The following is a 17,867-nucleotide window of genomic DNA, read 5'->3' on the forward strand; positions in this document are numbered from 1 at the left end:
ATACGCGAAACGGGGTTGTTCTATCTTTAAATTTAATTACGCAACAAAGCCGTGTAATTACACTAATTTACTGTCGAATGGGTAGTCACTGGATATATTTGGCCAGTATTACTGTGAGTTTGCCAAATCATCGGTAGAAGATAACGCAATTAAGGTTACTATGTTTATCTCGATACCTCTGATTATTTTAGCTTTCACAACAATTAGGCTATTAGTATCCTGCAGTAAGTTATCTCAATGGCCTGTACGCTTTCAAGTCAATAAAACAACCCAACCAACACGACTGACAACAGTACGCCGCCGATAAAACTCGGGCCGTGGAATGGTCTAACTTTAGATTTAACGTACTCTTTCTGAAGTTCTTCTTGGTAAGTTTTAACGGCGAGTTCTTTTACGTAGTTATTTTGCATAATAAGCTCCTTCTTATTGGGTAAGAGAAGCTTAAGACTTGAAGTTAGGTTGAGGTAAAGAAAAATTTCACATTAATTGATTACTTCGGGATTGTTACTCTAGAATGACTCTGAACACATCATTGTTCACACCGCCAACATCCACTAATTCTCCCGGCTTCATAAGAAGTAAGGTGTTTAATTGGCGCTTTGAACGTGGTGCTCTATTTTCTCTGATCACTAAGATATCAACTAAGTAACCTGAGTTTTGCTTTGATAGTGAGCCCGAGAGAGTAACACTCTCTCTTCTATCGGCTAGAACCGAATTAAATGTTTTATCTTCTAACACACCCGCCGAGATCGACGTCTCACCATAAAAAAGCGTGATAGTTGTCGGATCAGGTGTTAGCTCTTGATTAGATGAACACCCCACTATCGCTAGGCACAACAATAAAATAACTCGAAATTGCATACACTTAATTTTCTTTCTCACATTCTAATTCTATTTTCGGTTCTTGGTACATCGCTTCTATGAACCCCAACTTAATTACCCAGAATCAAGTTTAAGCTTCTTCAATCTGGAACTGAATAGGTACCTTCAAAATACTCGATACGCTCTAAAATCATTCTTAGCTTACACTCTTCGATTTGAACCCCGGCCCAAACGGAAGGCGTATACGCTTGACCTATAAATTCACAATCTGCGTCTCTGTATTTCAACCAAGCTTGTTGAGCTCTTCGGAAAGGTCCTTCTAGATCGATGTGAAACTCGATTTTTTGCAATTCGGTTTCTTCCTCGACTATTCGCATAATGGCTTCTTGATATGTTTTATTGAGATCGATATTTGCTACTTTCATTTTCTCTTCGACACACAGATAACCCGCAGTAACCCCTCCACCTTCAACGTTACAAGGGTCTTCATCATCAACAGCGAAACAAGATGTAGTAACTAACGCCAGTACAATTAATGACTTTTTCAAAAGCATCTCCAATACAGTTCAAAATCTGCGATATCTACTCGACAAGCAGTAGTTCGAATTACCAGTATTGATCATTTCTTCGGGCTCAGGCTAGCTAAACGTTTGACTAACTATTTCTAACGGTATGAGAGTGTTCGGCACAAGCCGACAATTTCAAGAAGGAGCAGATCAGATCATCACCGACAATCTGACCGCTTAGTTTGAAGTGGGTTTAATTATGTTTAAGCAATAACATCTTGTGGTGGTGTACCTTCGCAGTTGGAAACGACTGCATCAATTTGAATTAGAGCATTCATAGAAATCTCTGAAACCCCAACCACCGTTCTTGCCGGTAATTCAGCATTAAAGAATGTTGTGTAGACCTCGTTCACTGTATCAATGTCTGAAACATTTTTAAGCTGAATATTGATTTTCACTGTATCTTCCATGCTATGGTCAACACTTTCAATGATCGCCTTAATATTTTTTAAACATTGTCCCGCTTGCTCCTTTACACCACCAGCAACAATTTCATTTGTTTTCGGGTCTAAAGGTAATTGGCCTGAAATATGATTGTAGTGAGAGAAAGCAACGGTGTGCGAATAAGCCATGAAAGGGGCATCGACAGTATTATTAGCTTCAATAACCAACAAGCGAGTGTCTTCTGGTAATTGCGGCGGTGTACCGTCACCATGTGAAACGGATGTATCAATTTGAATTAAAGCGCCCATTGGTAGTTCAGCAGCATTAACAACCGTTCGCGCTGGTACATAACTTGGGAAGAACTTAGCGCAAACTTCATTTACCTTTTCTGCATCTTCAACATTTTTAAGGTAGATAGTGGTTTTAACCACATCATGCATGACATGACCGATACTCTCTAGAATCGTTTTAATGTTTGCTAAACATTGTGTCGTTTGCTCTGTGATACCACCTGAAACCAACTCACCTGTATTTACATCGATAGGCAATTGAGCTGAAAGGTTGTTGTAGTGAGAAAAAGCCGCTGTCTGCGTCGATACAGCACTTTGAGGCGCATTATCTGTATTTCTTGAGACCTTAACTAGTGCGCAAGGTGCTTGTGGTTTAGTACCTTCGCCGTTTGAAATAAGAGCATCCATTTGAACTAAAGCGTCACTGTTCGGTAGCGCAGCTACACCCACGACTGTACGTGTCGGCAGGCTGTTGTTGAAGAAGCTTGCGTAAACCTCATCAATAGCATCGATATCAGAAATATTCTTAACGAAAATATTGATCTTTACGACATCATCCATAACATGGTCAATGCTTTCAACAATAGATTTAATATTACTCAAGCATTGTGCTGCTTGGTCTTTAATATCTCCAATAACTATTTCACCTGTTTTAGGGTCAACAGGCAGTTGAGCAGAAAAGTTATTATAATGAGAAAAAGCGACCGTTTGTGTAGATACAGAATTAATTGGTGCATTTTCAGTATTTCTTGAAATTTTAATGATATCGCTACTCATCGGAATTATCCTTTTAATAATATAGGAATACGTATTTATATTTAACAATCGTATTGGAAAGAATGATTAAAGTAGCGCCATGTTAAGTGAATTATTTTAGGGTAAACGTGATATACATCAGACTCTCAGTTGACTATAAATCAGCAAGTTACAGGATAATTAGTCATCAAGCGACTAATTATCCGTCACATTAGGCTTTATCAACTGCTAAATTCTCTTTAATTTTAAGTCTATTCAATAATCCTGAATACTCTCTCAGGTAATTGAAAGGATAATTACCAAAATTTAGATGATATTTGATAGGTTGTTCACACTAAAACTCCGTTACTAGCTAGGTTAGTAACTTTATCCCTTATACCCGTGCATAAACTCTTAGGCTATTTAATTAATTATTTTCGAGAGCTTATTTTATATAAGTACGTTAATAATATATTCGAGAATCAAATACCTACAATCTGACAATGCCTATGATTAGATACATTTACTCATATAATTCAACAAATATGAGACTCAGGGGGATGACATGAGAAGTATGGTGTTCAGCCAAGACATGGGCTTTCAGGAATCACGATGGCATCAACGAATAGCAATCGACACCATAGCTTTTGGCACCATAGCTCTCAACAGATAGTTTCGTTGAAAGAAGAGCTAAACCGCTCTTGGAGTGGTATTGAAGTGGCGCTTAAATTCGCGACTGAATTGGGATGGGCTCGAGTAGCCGACTCGGCGAGCAGCATCGCTGATGCGAAGGCCTTGTAGCTGAATCAGTTCTTTGGCTTTGTTGAGTCTTACCTTCTTCAAATATTGAAGAGGAGATTCAAAGGTGACATTACGGAATGCATTGTGGAAGGCAGACACGCTCATGTTGGCTTCGTCGGCAAGCGATTGAACAGTGATGGTTTGGTCGTACTCTTCATGCACTTTAGACAGCGCTTTAGCGACACGTGCGTAATGGCCGTCATGATGAGCTAAATCAAACAGCACACGCCCTTCTGAACCGGTTAGGGCGCGGTAGACAATTTCGCTGACCATGGCATCGCCCAATATATTGGCTTCAATGTCACAATGTAGAGTTTTGACCAATCGAGTAAAGCTCTCCAGCATTTGCTCTTCCATTGGCGTCGATTCTAAGCCGCTCGAATTCTGCTTGTGCTTGTTGCAGTAGCTCTCTAGAAAGCCTTGGTCTTCCAGCTTTTTGACTAAGCTGTGCAAGCGTTGAGAGTCAATGTTGATAGATAAACCAAGCAATGGTTCGCCATTAACAGGCAAGGCCTCACACTCCAACGGCATTGGCACACCTACTACAAGGTAATCACCGGCTGCGTAAGTGACTGGGCGTTCGCCAATATAGATGTTCTTTTTACCTTGCCCTAGCATTATGATGCCAGATTGGTAAGTAAAAGGCTGACGCTGATTGCCGCCGCTGCTTCTATATAACCACACGCCGTCAATTTCTGTTTCTCTGATCCCTTCAAGATCATCCCAACCTTTGTGTTCAACGTAAGACTGTAATAACTGCGCGAGTTCTTTCATAAGTGGCGACTTTCCATTCCAAGTGCTAAGAGTATGTAAGCTAAAGCAGAGGAAGAATATCAACTTTGTAGAAATAGGCAATTTATTTGGAGAAACAGCCCTTCATTACCCCGAATGACTGTACTAATATGCAAATATAGAAATTGAGCAATAAACCAAAATAACAAATTTAGCTTTACACAAGGAATCTCTAATGCAATTTACTTACGTTAACCCTACTGTAATCCATTTCGGCCAAGGTCAAATCAACGCTATCAGCCAAGCGGTTGATACTTCAAAGAAAGTGCTAGTCATCTACGGTGGCGGTTCAATCAAAAGCAACGGTGTTTACGACCAAGTTGTCGCTTCTCTAAAGGATCACGCTTGGATTGAGTTCGCAGGTGTTGAAGCTAACCCAACGAAAGAGACGCTAGATAAAGCCGTCGCTCTTGTTAAAGAAGAAAACGTAGAATTCATTATCGCTGTCGGCGGTGGTTCGGTAATCGACGGTTCTAAATACGTTGCTGCAGCGGCTAAATACGACGGCGACGGTTGGGATATCCTAGCGGGCAAACACCAAGTTACTGAAGCAACTCCTATCGGTGCAGTACTGACACTTCCTGCGACAGGTTCTGAATCTAACATGGGTGCTGTAATCACGCGTAAAGAGACTCAAGAGAAACTGGCGTTCATGAACCCTGCAGTACAACCTAAGTTCGCGGTTATGGACCCAGACGTAATGAAGTCTCTTCCAGAGCGCCAATTGATCAACGGTCTAGTTGATGCATGGGTTCACGTGTGTGAGCAATACATCACAATGCCAACAGACGCGATGGTTCAAAACGGTTACGCTGAAACACTGCTGAAGAACCTACTTGTACTGGGTAAGCAATACGACGAGCGTGACCACGACGCATGGCGTGCAAACCTAATGTGGACGGCAAACCAAGCGCTTAACGGCCTGATTGGTACTGGCGTTCCTCAAGATTGGGCAACACATATGATTGGCCACGAATTCACAGCACTATGGCACGTAGACCACGCACGTTCTCTTGCGATTGTTCAACCTTCACTACTTCGTAATCAAATCGAAGCGAAGCGTGGCAAGCTAGAGCAAATGGGTCGTAACGTATTTGGCCTAGAAGCGGGTGCCGATTTAGCGGAGCGCACTATTGCTGCAATCGAAGCGTTCTACCACAGCCTAGACGTTCCAACGATGTTCGACGGTTACGAAACAAACAAAGCAACTGCGATTGATAGTGTTGTCGCGCAACTTGAATCACACGGTTACCTAGAGCTTGGCGAGAACAAAGCAATCACGCCTCAGAAAACACGTGAGATTCTAGAGTCTGCGATTCAATAGCGGTCAAAATTAGAGCAAGGAAAACAAGGTTCTAAAGAAAATCACTATAATCTAAGAATTTATCCGTGATAACTGAACCAAATTCTTTGCCCTTGCGTATATCCTCAAGCAGCGTCCAAATCAGGCGCTGCTTTTTAATTTGCCCTACAAGATGCTATTAAATTCTCATAAGTCCTTAATTTTATGTGCATTCAGATTTCTATATTGGTAAGGTAAACCTGTCTCTTTACTAGGTATGAACAACGATTTGAACAATCTCAAGGAAATGGTTAAGTTTAAGTCACTTAACAAGTGGTATGGTGATTTTCATGCACTAAAGGATATCGATTTAAATATTGAACAGGGAGAAATAGTGGTGATTTGCGGGCCATCAGGTTCGGGTAAATCAACTTTAATCCGTTGTATCAATCAGCTAGAACCTTTCGAAAGTGGCGAGCTTTGCGTGTTAGAACAAGTACTTCCGAGTAAATTCAACACACCTGGCCAAGTCGGAATGGTGTTTCAGCATTTTCATTTATTCCCCCATCTTACCGTGCTTGAAAACCTGACTCTGTCTCCAATACGTACGCTGAAAAAAAGCAAACGAGAAGCCGAGAAGCTTGCAATGCACTATCTCGAGCGCGTACACATCGCTGAACAAGCCAACAAATACCCAGTACAACTTTCTGGCGGTCAGCAACAACGTGTAGCTATCGCCCGTTCGCTGTGCATGAAGCCTGAATTACTGCTTTTTGATGAACCGACTTCAGCGCTTGATCCGGAGATGATCAACGAAGTGCTCGACGTGATGGTTGAACTGGCGAGCGAAGGTATCACCATGGTGTGTGTGACCCACGAAATGGGCTTTGCGAAACAAGTGGCCGACCGCGTTATCTTCATGGATGAAGGACAAATTGTGGAATCGAATACGCCACAAGCGCTCTTTGAAAACCCTCAACATGAACGTACTCAAGCGTTCCTAAATCAGATCCTGACTTATTGATGTTGATTCGAATTATTAAACCCGCCCTATCTGCTTTGGTACAGATTGTTGTACTGGTGGCTGCTGTTGTTTGGATTCTCGACTCTGGCGCACAAACCATGGGATACAGCTGGCAATGGGAGCGTGTGCCGGACTATATTGCTTTCTATGAAGATGGTGAATGGTGGCCTGCAGAATTAGTTGAAGGGCTACTGGTTACCATCAATATCTCTCTGATTTCTTTGGTTGCTACGCTGATCATTGGTTTAACGACGGCGCTATTGAGGAACTCAAATTCTGTGGTTGGACGCACCTTAGCCACCAGCTATGTTGAGTTGATTCGTAACACGCCGTTATTAGTACAAATTTATTTGCTCTATTTTGTATTTGGCCCCGTGTTAGGGCTGGATCGCTTTAGCACTGCCGTTTTAGCCTTGGCACTTTTCCAAGGCGCTTACACCGCCGAGATATTTCGTGCCGGTTTAAATGGTATTGCGAGAGGACAATTTGAAGCAGCTCAATCCTTGGGCTTATCAAAGACCTATACTTACTGGGATGTGATTCTTCCTCAGGTGGTGCAACGTACCTTGCCACCTTTGACTAATGAAGTGATCTCTCTTATTAAAAACTCTTCAATTGTGAGTGTCATGGCTATTTTTGACCTGACGACTGAAGCCAGAAACATTGTTTCTGAAACTGCGATGCCATTCGAGATTTGGTTCTCTGTGGCGATCATTTATCTTGCTCTTACACTTTCACTTTCTGCCGTTGCTGCTTGGCTTGAGCATAAGCTCGGGGCTAACTGGCGAACACAATAAGGATTTATCAGCATGAAGCTATTTAAAACCGCGATTACAGCCCTACTTGCGCTTGCCGTAAGTTTGCCTGCACTTGCTTCTGAAACGCCTAACCTCGATAAAATCAACGAACGTGGCTCACTGCGCGTTGGGATGTCGACATTTGTTCCTTGGGCGATGCGTAACAAACAAGGCGATCTCGTTGGCTTTGAAATCGACGTGGCGAAACGCCTTGCCGAAGATTCTGGTTGGAAAGTCGAATTTGTACCTACGGCATGGGACGGTATTATCCCTTCTCTATTATCGAAAAAATTTGATGTAATCATCGGCGGTATGTCTATCACTGAAGCGCGAGCTAAAAGCGTATTGTTCACTGAACCTTACTCGCACTCTGGCGTTCAACTGGCGGCTAACAAAGAGCTAGCGGAAGGTTTTACTCAGATCTCTGATTTTGATTCTCGCCGCGTAAAAATTGCAGCACGTCGTGGAGCATTCACGGTTCAAGTCGCTCGTGAGACCTTCCCTAAAGCGAAAGTTCTACAGTTCGATGACGATGCTCAAGCATTCCAAGAAGTGTTAAACGGCAACGCGCACGCGGTTATCGCGTCTAGCCCGAAACCAGAACACGAAACGATCAAAAATGCAGACACGCTATTTATTCCATTTGAAGAGCGTCTATCAAAAGGTAACGAAGCATTTGCAGTTCGCCTAGGTGAAACTGACAAGGCAGAATTCTTCAACGAATGGATCAAAGCACGTACTGAAGACGGTTGGTTGAAAGAGCGTTACGAGTACTGGTTCTCTACTCTAGATTGGCAGGACCAGATTGCTCAAGGTCAGTAATCTGAACTTTTGCTAGTGAATCGAGGCAGTGCGTTGTCTGCACTGCCTCGATTCGGCAACTTGATTCGCTTTAATGATGATCTAAAACTCAACAAAACAGCCTACTAATTATTATTGTTTAAACAGGAATGACGTGAGTAGTACTAGCGCATTAACAACACCTAAGCCCAACGTTTATATGAAGCCTTGGTATCAACGCCTTAACCTTTTGGATGGCGTGTTACTCGCTGTCATTTGTGTGTTTGCAGGCTGGCTTTATTATCGTTCTGCTGTTGGTATCAACTACCAGTGGCGCTGGGAAGATGCGTTTACCCTAATTTTCATTCCACCTTCTCAAGGCAGTATTCCCTACTTCTTCCAAGGCTTGATCGCTACACTGCGCTTGAGTGTCTGGAGTATGGTGTTAGCACTCTCTTTTGGCACATTGTTAGGTGTAGCAAGACACTCAAAGATCGCTTTCTTCAAAACACCGGCACTGATTTTTATCCAGTTGGTTCGAAATATTCCGCCACTGGTGTTTGTCTTCATATTCTATTTCTTCGTTTCTAACCAACTGATCCCATTACTTGGTTTAGAAAGTATCTTACGTGAACACAATGGCGAGATTAACGCTGTTCAAGCCTTTCTGTTTGGTCCTGCTAACCTTTGGGAAAACTTAGCGTCTGGTGTTATCTGTATTGGTTTGCTCTCTTCGGCTTACATTGCGGAAGTGATTCGAGCGGGTTTAGAAGGTATTCCTAAAGGCCAATGGGAAGCGGCCGATTCGCTTGGCTTGTCTGCATTGTCTAAGTATCGATTTGTGGTTGGCCCACAAGTATTAACTGCCATCACCCCACCATTGGCAGGCCAAGCAATCTCCTTGGTTAAAGACACGTCGATTGTGTCTCTGATTTCGATCCAAGAGATGACGTTTGTTGGTACTGAGATGGCAAACTCATCGGGGTTGATCTTCGAGATCTGGCTGATTGTAGGCTTCGTATATTTTGCTTTATGCTTTGCGCTTTCGCGTCTGTTCAAAGTGATTGAACAACGTTCTAGTGCTTACCTTAACCATCAGTAACGTCATTAATTAATAGTACCGACTCGCCCGACCATTCCTTTCCCTTATCAAGTTCACCTGATTGGTTTAAGCTATTGACCAATCGGGATTTATCCCTTCATATTTCTTCTTAGAAACACAGCGAAATACTCGTCTAATCACTATACTTGAAGTATCGAACTACGTTGATTCTTCTCAAGGACATCACTCAGCATGGACAATCATAAAGAAAGAGCTTTTTACGCCGTTGTCGGCGCATTGGTTGGAGACGCCGCTTCCATGGGGTTGCACTGGCTGTATGACCAAGAGAGGATCATACACGTGGCTGGTTTCGAGCCAGAATTTCGCTCACCGAATCAGTTCGATTATCAAGACAAAGGCTACTTTGCGCACCAAGGAAAAACGTCCGGTGAGCACTCGCAATACGGTGCTCAGTTATTGGCGATGGTCGATAGTTTAGTCGACAACCAAAAATACGATGAAGCGAGCTATATTCAACATTTCCGCAAATGGTTTGATTTCGGTGGTAGTTGGCAAGGCTACATTGATAAAGCGACGCGCATGAGCTTGCTGAACATCCATCAATTAGAACTAGAGGGCGCCCCGATTACTGCCTGTGGCGCAGACGATACGCAGCTCCCCGCAGTTTCAAAGATCATTCCATTAGTAGCCTGTACTTATACCTCTCACATCTTACCAGCGATGGTAGAGAGCGCGGTACGAGTGACCAACAACAACGACAAAGCCGTGGAATGGGCGCAAGCCATCACCCTGTTGATTCAAGCAGCGATTCAAGGCAACTCACCATTACAGTCCGTAGAAATGGTGCGACAAACCTGTAGCAAGTTTGTACACGACCAAATCAACATGGCTTTGGCTGATCCCGAACTTTCAATAACAGATGCCGCGAAGAAGTTCGGATTGCATTGTGAACTGAGTGCCGCATTTCCCTTGCTAATTCGCATCATTGCGGGTGCTCAGAGCTATAAACAAGGTATTCGAGACAATATCTTATGTGGCGGTGACAGCTGCGGGCGTGCGATTGTGATTGGCGCGGTATTAGCGGCGTGTTTCTACGATGAAGATGACGGAATTCCAACCGAATGGCTAAAACAAGTCGAACTCAATGGCGGTGTATTGTCTTTGCCTATTGAGTGATTCAAACAATAATAAATAAAACTAAAGCGCCTCTCGACTTCTTGCTCAAGAGCTCGAAAGACGCTTTTCTTTTCACTAGAATGACTTAAACGGATAACTTCAATTTCGAGCAATACCCCTTCCGGATCCCTACGACCGTGAGTTTATCGCTCCAACCAAACCTATGAGTTTAAACCTTTCCTAGAACTGATACGCGGCAGAAAGCTTGTAGTTACGGCCAGGTTCATAGTCATCCAAGGTAAAGCCTCTTGCCGTACCTGAACGAGAAGCGTGTGAGGTGTATTGCTCATCAAACACGTTATCGATACCAAAGGTGACAGACAATCCATCAAGATTCGAAGGCACCCACTGAGCAAACAGGTTATGAACGTCATAGCCTTCTTTGATCGGCTGACCATCGAATACATTGTCTTCGTCTTTAACAAACATTGAATTCCAACCAAAGATAGTCTCAAGCGCTTCAGACTGATAATCGAGTGTCAGCGTAATGCTGTCACCCATATCAATACTTCGACCATTGCCACCTGCTACTGCACCGCCTGTGTCTTTATTTTTAGTCTCTGAAAGCGCATAAGACAGCTTACTGTTAAACCTCTCGTAGCCATAAGATAAGCTCGCCTCGAAGCCCTTTATCTCAACGTCACCTAGGTTATAAATCAAATAACTCTTACTTGCACGTTGATACTTTTCGGCAATATAGTCATCAATATTAGTTTGGAATACTGTCAGGTTGGCACCAATAAAGTGATTATCCAAGCGTTTATCGAAACGGACACCACCTTGCGTGTTCTGCCCTGTCTCAGCCTTCAGATCGTTAGCCAAATAAGCGACATCTTGGTAAGCAATAAAGCTCTCCATCAACTCCGGGCCTTTGAACAACGAACGTGTACTCGCGAACAGCGTCCAATCTTGAGTAACATCCCATTGAGTGGCCAACGACCAAGTTACATCGTCAAAATCTTCGCTACCAACTTCTGCTTTACGTTGGTAATCATCAAAACGAAGCCCTGCCGTGACCGAGAATGCTTGAGTAAAGTAGAACTGATCTTCAACAAAAAGGGCTGTAGAGATTGCTGACTCGTCCATAAACTTGCTGCTGCCGTAATAGCTGCTCGATGACTTGTCCATATAGTCAAAGCCATAAGTCGCGATGTTATCAAACGACATCAGGCGATAATCGGATTGGAACTTTGCGTTGAGACCAAAGTTTTGGTTTTTAGCCGTGTTTTTGGATAAGCGATTAGAAGGCCAACGTGGTGCCATAACACTTTCATCTCGCTGAATCTCAGTTTCCGTGTTGTATAGAGTCACGTTACCTTGATGACTTTCACCACGCAGCTCATAGCTGGCCGTGATGGTGTCACGGTTGTAATCGGTGGGAATGAGGATGTTTTTAGACAAACCCACGTTCGTACCACCCGACATATCAGGGCGTGGACTGTAATCACCGTTATCACGGTACATATCATAAGAGAGTTCAAAACGGTGTAAGTCACTTGGCTCAAAACCAATCTTACCTAGAATATTGTATACATCCCCTTCTGAGCCAAAGGTTTCAGTACCATCACCATCTTCAAAATTGTCACGGCTCATGTAATGACTGTAAAGCATGGCATCGACGTTATCTGACAACAAACCATACACAGTAAGTGAACCTTGCTGGCTTGCATTCGTGGCATACCCGCCATAAACACGAGCGCCAAAAGTCTCGTCGTAGCGAAGTAGATCTTTGGCATCTTTGGTTTCAAACAGCACTGAACCGCCTAACCCATTTTGCGTCACCGAGTTGTTACCTACTTGGATATCCGCTGATTTCAATATGTCAGGGTTAAGAGTCAAATTACCAATATGATGGAACATGTTGGCGTGCTGAGAAGCGCCATCTAATCGAATGTCTAAGTCAGTTTCGCTTAGGCCGCGAATCGTAATTCGCTGGTTGATCGAGTGCGTTCCCCCAACATCAACACCGGGGATTTCGCGCAGCAAATCTGACATATGGTCAGCTTGCTTCAGTGACATGTCATCTGCAATGATCGATTCAGTGTTGCTTGAGACTTTCGTTCCCCAAACCACAACTTCATCGAAGTGCGATGTACTTTCTTCGGCAATAACAGAGCTACTAAACGTGCTGGCAATTGCGATATAGAGGGCTGAAAGCTTAATTGTTGATCTGACTGGGCTTTCCATAGATTCAATCCTATATGTAAATGATAATAATTATCAATCATGATAGAGTTGTAACCTATAAATGCACAGATGATTTGCTTATGCAAAAACGCACAGCTGTTATGAGGAACGGTCAAATGAGTGAAGTAACGTCTAAACGAGCTAAAATTGGCAAAGTCACTCTGACTAAAAAGTTGGAGCAAACAGAAAAGCAGATTATTGTCACACAAGGTCAAACTACACAGACATCACTGGCTGAGGGGAAATTTCTTTCTTATCAATATAATGAACTAATATTTATCCACGGTGGCCGCTGTATTGAGCTCGTCGATACTAAGATAATCTCTACCGCTCTACCGCTCACGCTTCAGTTCTGATCACCATTCTTTTGGAAGGTAAGCTGTCATTTGGTTACGATGATCTCGAATTTGATCTCGATGCCACTCATCAACCTCAAGGTGTGGTGGTCAACCTCACTAAACCCGCCAATTTCCGTCGAGTGATGACAGCAAGCAATAAACTCAATAAGATTAACATCTTAGTCAAACCAAAATGGTTCGAATCTCGAGTAACCGAAGAGTGTAAATGCCGAAACTTCATCAATACACATAATGCCAACTTCCAATTAGAAGTGACGGAAGAAATCTGGAAGCTGACACAAGAATTGACGACTTGCTCTTCACCCAATAACTTCCATCAGAAGTTGCATATAGAATCCTTAACTCAACAGATCCTTGAGAATTCGATGCATCAACTACCACAAACTTGCTGTCTGGCTTACCAAACTAAACCAAAAATAATAAAACCAGCGACACGTGTAACTAACATTGAACATCAAAGTTATGACGAACGAATTGAGGCTGTAATCTGCTTTATTGAAATTCATCTCGACCAAGAGCTGAGCCTAAAAATGCTTGCTGAGCATTTTTCGATGAGTGTATCTAATATTCAAAGGCGTTTTAAGCAGTCATACAACATGACAATCAACGGTTACATCCGTTTGAGACGATTAGAGATCGCACGCCAGCATTTAGAACGAGGGTTGGTTTCAATCACCGAGGCCGCCTATGAAGCGGGTTATCAGCACCCTTCTAATTTCACCAATGCTTTTAAGAAAACCTTCGGTGTGCCGCCACAAGACATAGCGATTAAGACTTAGTTACATTGATATAAAACTATTTGTTCTATAACTTTAAAAGGCTATATCTAACATCTGCTATGTTGGCCAGGTGATCGCCACATATAAACAAACTGATCGTTTTGCGAGGTGATTTCAAAGCCAAATCTTAGATACAGCTCCCCAACTCGATTACCTTGTAGATAACAAAGTTCGACGGGTTTATTGAGGCTGTCAGCCTTAGTTAAACAATCTTTCAATACTTGGCTACCAATGCCCTTCCCATGATACTCAGGTAGTAAGAAGAATCGGCAAAAATAGAAGTGATCGCCCTTGTCTTGCAGCAACACACTGCCAATCGCTTTGCTTTGATATTCAATGATTTCAGGTCGTTCTTCTGCCCACTCTTCGGCGTGTATATCTCGTTGAATTTGCTCATCCCAGCCAAAAACAGCTTTGATTGGCTCAAATTCAGCCGCCTTTTTCAGCTCGAACAGAAATTCATAATCTGATGACTGAGCGGGTCTTGTCGAATACTTCAAAATATCTCCAACAATAATTGGCTATGGCTTCATTTTCGTTTAAACCGGGACATAGTAACCCCGATAAAACCCAAAAATGCCACGCTTAAATGTTCATTTTGGTTCTAGTTGGTAACGTAAGACTTCGTGTTTATCTTGCTCCGAGTAAAAGGTATTCAGGAATTGTCCACCGCACTTCTCAATCACCTTTTGCGAAGCTATATTGCCCCTCTCACACGTAATAATAGCGCTTTCGGACAATACGTGCCGTTGAACCCAAGACAACATATGACTTGCGATACCCCGCCCTCTGGTTTGCGGCAGCGTCTCATAGCCGATATGTCCTATGACATCGTGAATGTACGGACTGGTGCCATGACGAACTCTTATCACTCCAAGAATACGTCCAGACTCGACACAAAAATAAGTAGAAGCAGGCGTCCAACCTTCTGGCAGTTCCTCACCTTTTGAATAAGCGACTCGCCTTTTTAAATACGTATCACTACTGTCAGAAATACCTGTATAAATTTCTAACCCATCCTCAGAGCAAGCATTCACATAGTGATAAAAGGCACTTGAGTACGAAATATCAGCTTTGACCATGTCCATATAGTTTCGATTCCTAGTTACTGCTCTTTCGGATTTAGCGATCAAGTCTAAGCTAAGTGCATGGTGTATTCTTGATGCCCTGTATGTTCATCAACTTGTTCGCTCACAATAGAGAAACCTTGAGACAAGTAGAACTCAATGGTCGCTTGATTCTCTTTATACACATTCAAAGACAGATTCGGGCATTCAAGCTTCGCGTGTTGGATAAGTTGCTTACCAACCCCACAACCTTGATGCTGCGGGCTCACAAAGATCGCAGCTAAAATCCCTTCATAAAGCGAATAAAAGCCACGAACCTCACCGTCTATTTGATACACGTAAGTTATTGATGCAGGGATGTATATGTCGCGCATATTACCCACTTGCGACTCCCAGAACTCAGGAGCCACAAAATCATGCGCCTTGATCGAAGCGGTTAACCAAATATCTAAAACGGTTTCAATATCGGCTGGACGGTATTGTCTGATCATCTTAATTCTCTGGATTTATTGCGGTTTAATAAGCGAGTCAGTATGCCGAGAAGCGACTTAAACTTATTGAAGATTTACGACAATTGTTTGAAACAATGGTTACTGCTTCTTAACGTACTTCGCTGTAACCAGCATTTCACCGCCACCATCCAGCTTGCAATCTAGCTGGTGATCTTTGCCTTCATTGATGCGTCGAATCACAGCTTTAGTACCAATTTTCAATACGCTAGAACTGCCTTTGATTTTTAGATCTTTAATGAAGGTAACTTTATCACCACTTTCCAATACAACGCCATTTACGTCCTTAACACGCGCGGCTTCTCTTTCTAAACGCTCTTCTTCTGGGTTCCACTCATAGGCACACTCAGGGCAGATTAGGTTGTTTTGGTCTGGGTAGACATATTCAGATTGGCATTGCGGACAAGGAGGTAAAGACATACGTTAATACTTCATTTAAATAAAATTTGCGTCCATTTTAATGACTCTTGTTAGGCTTAGCGAGCACAAATCGAACCAATTTTCAGTAGCGTAATTTAACTTAGAAAAGAGCAGTACCTAAAACGAACAAACACAACCGTTAAGCTGTGTTTGTTTAAGGGCTTGGGAGGCGGAACGGATTAACGTTCGACTTTTGGTGAGTAAATCGAGTAAGCGGTGATTTGCCCTGCCACAATTGCAGAGAACATGAATAACGCCGACAAACCGATACTCGGGATAGGCAAAATCGATTGTTCAAACACCGACTGGCTAGCACTCACTAATACTCGGCTACCCGGAACCAAGATGATGATCCCTTGCACGATATAAATAGAGCCCGTGAGTTCCATCTTCTTGGCAATCCAAGTCCCGTACAAAGTAATAAGAACCGTCGTAACCCAAGTACCGACAACCCAGCCACTATCAAAACCAAGATAGAATGGCCCCCACATACCCAGAACTGCCACTGGCAAGCCAAGTAAGATGTCTTTAGGACGCGCATTGAACATCACACCAATCGACACCGAGATCAACACCAAACCAGATATGTGCATCCATGTCGGAACCGCATTCGTATAGTCAATGGAGACCGCTTGTCCCCATATCGCTTCACCAATGTTGAGCCCCATGATAATCCCGACAAACAGCTTTATCAGGGTTAATGCGCTCTGCCCTAACAAACTGGTACCAGAGACGAGATCATTAAACGCCAAACATTCTAGTGCGTTGGCTATGGATAACCCGGGGACAAACAAGACAATCGAAGCGATACATAACGCCCACACCGGGATCGGCAACCCTGTGCTTGCCAAAAATGCCACGAAGATACCCGTTAATAGTGCCGAGATGAATTCAACCGCAATAGCGCGACGTGAATGAAGAACTTGCTGACATACCCAAACCATCAAACCCAGTAATGCAGAAAAGCCAACCGCTTCTAACGTACTGCCAATTAGCATCAGATACGCTGGCGGAATACCCATATTGGCCAGTGCCGTCACAAGTTTAGAGTAACCGACAGGCTCTGGCACAGGCTCACTGCTCGGTTGGTTAATACGAATGATGGTATTGGCCAACAAACTCAAGTTAATCGAAGCAGGCTTTAGACGCTTAAGAATAACGGCGTTGTTATCGTCTGGGAATTGATAATTAATCGCGGTTGGCGTTGCTTGGATCATCACATCAACACCATGCTTTTTTGCATAGAATTGGGTGTATTTCTCTAGCTTGTAAGGAGCACAACCACTGCGATGAAGAGTGTCACCAATTTCAACAATTTTGTTAATTCGGAACTGAGAAGGCATGGGAATTTTAGGGGAGACAAAATGTGCGGCAAATGTACCAAACGATAGACGTAATGACGAGAGTTTTGCATGAATTATCAACTAAATTCGTTACTTTTTCCTTCGAACGCTTAGAGGAGCCTATAACTCCACCCGCTTCGTATTCGCTTGATGAATGCTTTGGCAGACTGGCAAGTTAAAACAATGCATCCAGATTGTTATTATTGGGCATCAAAATACGAATGGAAATCAGTTTATGTTAACGGTCAAATTGCCTGTATTTATGTTGATTTTATGATGAGAAAACACCACTAAAATAGGTTTATAAATCCAACTGAATGGGTCTTAGAAAGAGTGGAGGGTTCTTTGTTGTTTCTCGCCCTACGTTTAACGAGAGTTTAGTCACATTTTATTCACTCTAAAAGCGCCGAACATGATGGAAAAACTAGCGGAGTGGTGGTTATGCGAGCACTTAGAATAAAAATGAAAGAAAAAGGTTTCGTTTTCAGTTAGATGTGGCATTATCAAACTCGTTAAGACGATGTGCGTACATCGTATAATGGCTATTACCTCAGCCTTCCAAGCTGATGATGCGGGTTCGATTCCCGCTGTACGCTCCAGTCTTCTTGATGCTTCAGTCTTACTCTTAAGACAGTGTGCGTGCATCGTATAATGGCTATTACCTCAGCCTTCCAAGCTGATGATGCGGGTT

The 17,867-nt window shown here is 43.0% G+C and carries 17 protein-coding genes, 1 tRNA gene and 1 pseudogene; 8 read left to right on the forward strand and 11 right to left on the reverse strand.

The window, feature by feature from the left end; all coding sequences use genetic code 11:
- Positions 1 to 257 precede the first annotated feature (257 nt).
- From AB6D07_RS20995 to AB6D07_RS21015, 5 genes are all read right to left on the reverse strand, one after another.
- Positions 258 to 410 (reverse strand): hypothetical protein, encoded by a 153-nt coding sequence (locus tag AB6D07_RS20995; RefSeq protein WP_017102882.1) that lies wholly within the window; start codon positions 408 to 410, stop codon positions 258 to 260.
- Between the two features lie 94 nt (positions 411 to 504).
- Positions 505 to 861, reverse strand: coding sequence for a hypothetical protein (locus AB6D07_RS21000; RefSeq protein WP_017101361.1), 357 nt, complete (start codon positions 859 to 861; stop codon positions 505 to 507).
- A 101-nt stretch (positions 862 to 962) separates the two neighbouring features.
- Complete coding sequence (locus tag AB6D07_RS21005) at positions 963 to 1,376, reverse strand: lysozyme inhibitor LprI family protein (RefSeq protein ID WP_017102883.1); 414 nt, start codon at positions 1,374 to 1,376, stop codon at positions 963 to 965.
- A 215-nt stretch (positions 1,377 to 1,591) separates the two neighbouring features.
- A complete protein-coding gene (locus AB6D07_RS21010) occupies positions 1,592 to 2,839 on the reverse strand; it encodes a RidA family protein (protein ID WP_017102884.1) in 1,248 nt (415 codons plus the stop codon).
- 648 nt (positions 2,840 to 3,487) lie between these two features.
- Positions 3,488 to 4,372, reverse strand: coding sequence for an AraC family transcriptional regulator (locus tag AB6D07_RS21015; RefSeq protein WP_017102885.1), 885 nt, complete (start codon positions 4,370 to 4,372; stop codon positions 3,488 to 3,490).
- 193 nt (positions 4,373 to 4,565) lie between these two features.
- Between AB6D07_RS21015 and AB6D07_RS21020 the strand changes: the two genes are divergently transcribed.
- From AB6D07_RS21020 to AB6D07_RS21045, 6 genes are all read left to right on the forward strand, one after another.
- Positions 4,566 to 5,714 (forward strand): iron-containing alcohol dehydrogenase, encoded by a 1,149-nt coding sequence (locus AB6D07_RS21020; RefSeq protein ID WP_372092058.1) that lies wholly within the window; start codon positions 4,566 to 4,568, stop codon positions 5,712 to 5,714.
- Between the two features lie 235 nt (positions 5,715 to 5,949).
- Positions 5,950 to 6,696, forward strand: coding sequence for an amino acid ABC transporter ATP-binding protein (locus AB6D07_RS21025; RefSeq protein WP_017082064.1), 747 nt, complete (start codon positions 5,950 to 5,952; stop codon positions 6,694 to 6,696).
- Positions 6,696 to 7,493: an amino acid ABC transporter permease gene (locus AB6D07_RS21030; RefSeq protein WP_009845515.1), complete on the forward strand. Its 798-nt coding sequence runs from the start codon at positions 6,696 to 6,698 to the stop codon at positions 7,491 to 7,493. Before AB6D07_RS21025 ends, AB6D07_RS21030 begins: the two co-directional genes overlap by 1 nt.
- Before the next feature lie 12 nt (positions 7,494 to 7,505).
- Entirely contained in the window at positions 7,506 to 8,315 is an 810-nt protein-coding gene (locus AB6D07_RS21035) for a transporter substrate-binding domain-containing protein (RefSeq protein ID WP_012600468.1), read from the forward strand.
- Positions 8,316 to 8,448: 133 nt separating this feature from the next.
- Positions 8,449 to 9,375, forward strand: coding sequence for an amino acid ABC transporter permease (locus AB6D07_RS21040; RefSeq protein ID WP_017102887.1), 927 nt, complete (start codon positions 8,449 to 8,451; stop codon positions 9,373 to 9,375).
- Between the two features lie 192 nt (positions 9,376 to 9,567).
- The gene (locus tag AB6D07_RS21045) at positions 9,568 to 10,512 is read left to right on the forward strand and encodes an ADP-ribosylglycohydrolase family protein (RefSeq protein WP_372092060.1); all 945 of its coding nucleotides are present in this window, start codon (positions 9,568 to 9,570) and stop codon (positions 10,510 to 10,512) included.
- A 180-nt stretch (positions 10,513 to 10,692) separates the two neighbouring features.
- Here the strand turns inward: AB6D07_RS21045 and AB6D07_RS21050 are convergent, their stop codons facing one another.
- A complete protein-coding gene (locus AB6D07_RS21050; RefSeq protein WP_017102889.1) occupies positions 10,693 to 12,699 on the reverse strand; it encodes a TonB-dependent siderophore receptor in 2,007 nt (668 codons plus the stop codon).
- 20 nt (positions 12,700 to 12,719) lie between these two features.
- Here AB6D07_RS21050 and AB6D07_RS21055 point away from each other — a divergent pair.
- A pseudogene (locus AB6D07_RS21055) lies at positions 12,720 to 13,837 on the forward strand (helix-turn-helix domain-containing protein).
- 47 nt (positions 13,838 to 13,884) lie between these two features.
- On the opposite strand, the gene AB6D07_RS21060 reads toward AB6D07_RS21055, so the two are convergent.
- From AB6D07_RS21060 to AB6D07_RS21080, 5 genes are all read right to left on the reverse strand, one after another.
- Positions 13,885 to 14,337: a GNAT family N-acetyltransferase gene (locus tag AB6D07_RS21060; RefSeq protein WP_017102890.1), complete on the reverse strand. Its 453-nt coding sequence runs from the start codon at positions 14,335 to 14,337 to the stop codon at positions 13,885 to 13,887.
- A gap of 93 nt (positions 14,338 to 14,430) precedes the next feature.
- On the reverse strand, positions 14,431 to 14,925 hold the full coding sequence (locus AB6D07_RS21065; protein WP_017102891.1) for a GNAT family N-acetyltransferase: 495 nt from the start codon (positions 14,923 to 14,925) through the stop codon (positions 14,431 to 14,433).
- A gap of 47 nt (positions 14,926 to 14,972) precedes the next feature.
- On the reverse strand, positions 14,973 to 15,395 hold the full coding sequence (locus tag AB6D07_RS21070) for an N-acetyltransferase (RefSeq protein WP_017102892.1): 423 nt from the start codon (positions 15,393 to 15,395) through the stop codon (positions 14,973 to 14,975).
- Positions 15,396 to 15,494: 99 nt separating this feature from the next.
- Positions 15,495 to 15,833 carry a zinc ribbon domain-containing protein YjdM gene (locus AB6D07_RS21075; RefSeq protein WP_004731484.1) on the reverse strand — a complete coding sequence of 113 codons (339 nt, stop codon included), beginning with the start codon at positions 15,831 to 15,833 and terminating at the stop codon, positions 15,495 to 15,497.
- A 179-nt stretch (positions 15,834 to 16,012) separates the two neighbouring features.
- Positions 16,013 to 17,176, reverse strand: coding sequence for a threonine/serine exporter family protein (locus AB6D07_RS21080; protein WP_009845522.1), 1,164 nt, complete (start codon positions 17,174 to 17,176; stop codon positions 16,013 to 16,015).
- Between the two features lie 524 nt (positions 17,177 to 17,700).
- Between AB6D07_RS21080 and AB6D07_RS21085 the strand changes: the two genes are divergently transcribed.
- A tRNA-Gly gene (locus AB6D07_RS21085) sits at positions 17,701 to 17,775 on the forward strand.
- Positions 17,776 to 17,867: the final 92 nt, after the last annotated feature.

Source organism: Vibrio sp. 10N.239.312.C11 (assembly GCF_041466065.1).
In the GTDB taxonomy this organism is placed as follows: domain Bacteria; phylum Pseudomonadota; class Gammaproteobacteria; order Enterobacterales; family Vibrionaceae; genus Vibrio; species Vibrio tasmaniensis_A.

Coding starts and splice junctions, on each gene's coding strand:
- AB6D07_RS21050 (WP_017102889.1), bottom strand. CDS start 12,699: ATGGAAAGCCCAGTCAGATCAACAATTAAGCTTTCAGCCCTCTATATC.
- AB6D07_RS21070 (WP_017102892.1), bottom strand. CDS start 15,395: ATGATCAGACAATACCGTCCAGCCGATATTGAAACCGTTTTAGATATT.
- AB6D07_RS21065 (WP_017102891.1), bottom strand. CDS start 14,925: ATGGACATGGTCAAAGCTGATATTTCGTACTCAAGTGCCTTTTATCAC.
- AB6D07_RS21010 (WP_017102884.1), bottom strand. CDS start 2,839: ATGAGTAGCGATATCATTAAAATTTCAAGAAATACTGAAAATGCACCA.
- AB6D07_RS21045 (WP_372092060.1), top strand. CDS start 9,568: ATGGACAATCATAAAGAAAGAGCTTTTTACGCCGTTGTCGGCGCATTG.
- AB6D07_RS21030 (WP_009845515.1), top strand. CDS start 6,696: ATGTTGATTCGAATTATTAAACCCGCCCTATCTGCTTTGGTACAGATT.
- AB6D07_RS21080 (WP_009845522.1), bottom strand. CDS start 17,176: ATGCCTTCTCAGTTCCGAATTAACAAAATTGTTGAAATTGGTGACACT.
- AB6D07_RS21025 (WP_017082064.1), top strand. CDS start 5,950: ATGAACAACGATTTGAACAATCTCAAGGAAATGGTTAAGTTTAAGTCA.
- AB6D07_RS21075 (WP_004731484.1), bottom strand. CDS start 15,833: ATGTCTTTACCTCCTTGTCCGCAATGCCAATCTGAATATGTCTACCCA.
- AB6D07_RS21005 (WP_017102883.1), bottom strand. CDS start 1,376: ATGCTTTTGAAAAAGTCATTAATTGTACTGGCGTTAGTTACTACATCT.
- AB6D07_RS21020 (WP_372092058.1), top strand. CDS start 4,566: ATGCAATTTACTTACGTTAACCCTACTGTAATCCATTTCGGCCAAGGT.
- AB6D07_RS20995 (WP_017102882.1), bottom strand. CDS start 410: ATGCAAAATAACTACGTAAAAGAACTCGCCGTTAAAACTTACCAAGAA.
- AB6D07_RS21035 (WP_012600468.1), top strand. CDS start 7,506: ATGAAGCTATTTAAAACCGCGATTACAGCCCTACTTGCGCTTGCCGTA.
- AB6D07_RS21015 (WP_017102885.1), bottom strand. CDS start 4,372: ATGAAAGAACTCGCGCAGTTATTACAGTCTTACGTTGAACACAAAGGT.
- AB6D07_RS21000 (WP_017101361.1), bottom strand. CDS start 861: ATGCAATTTCGAGTTATTTTATTGTTGTGCCTAGCGATAGTGGGGTGT.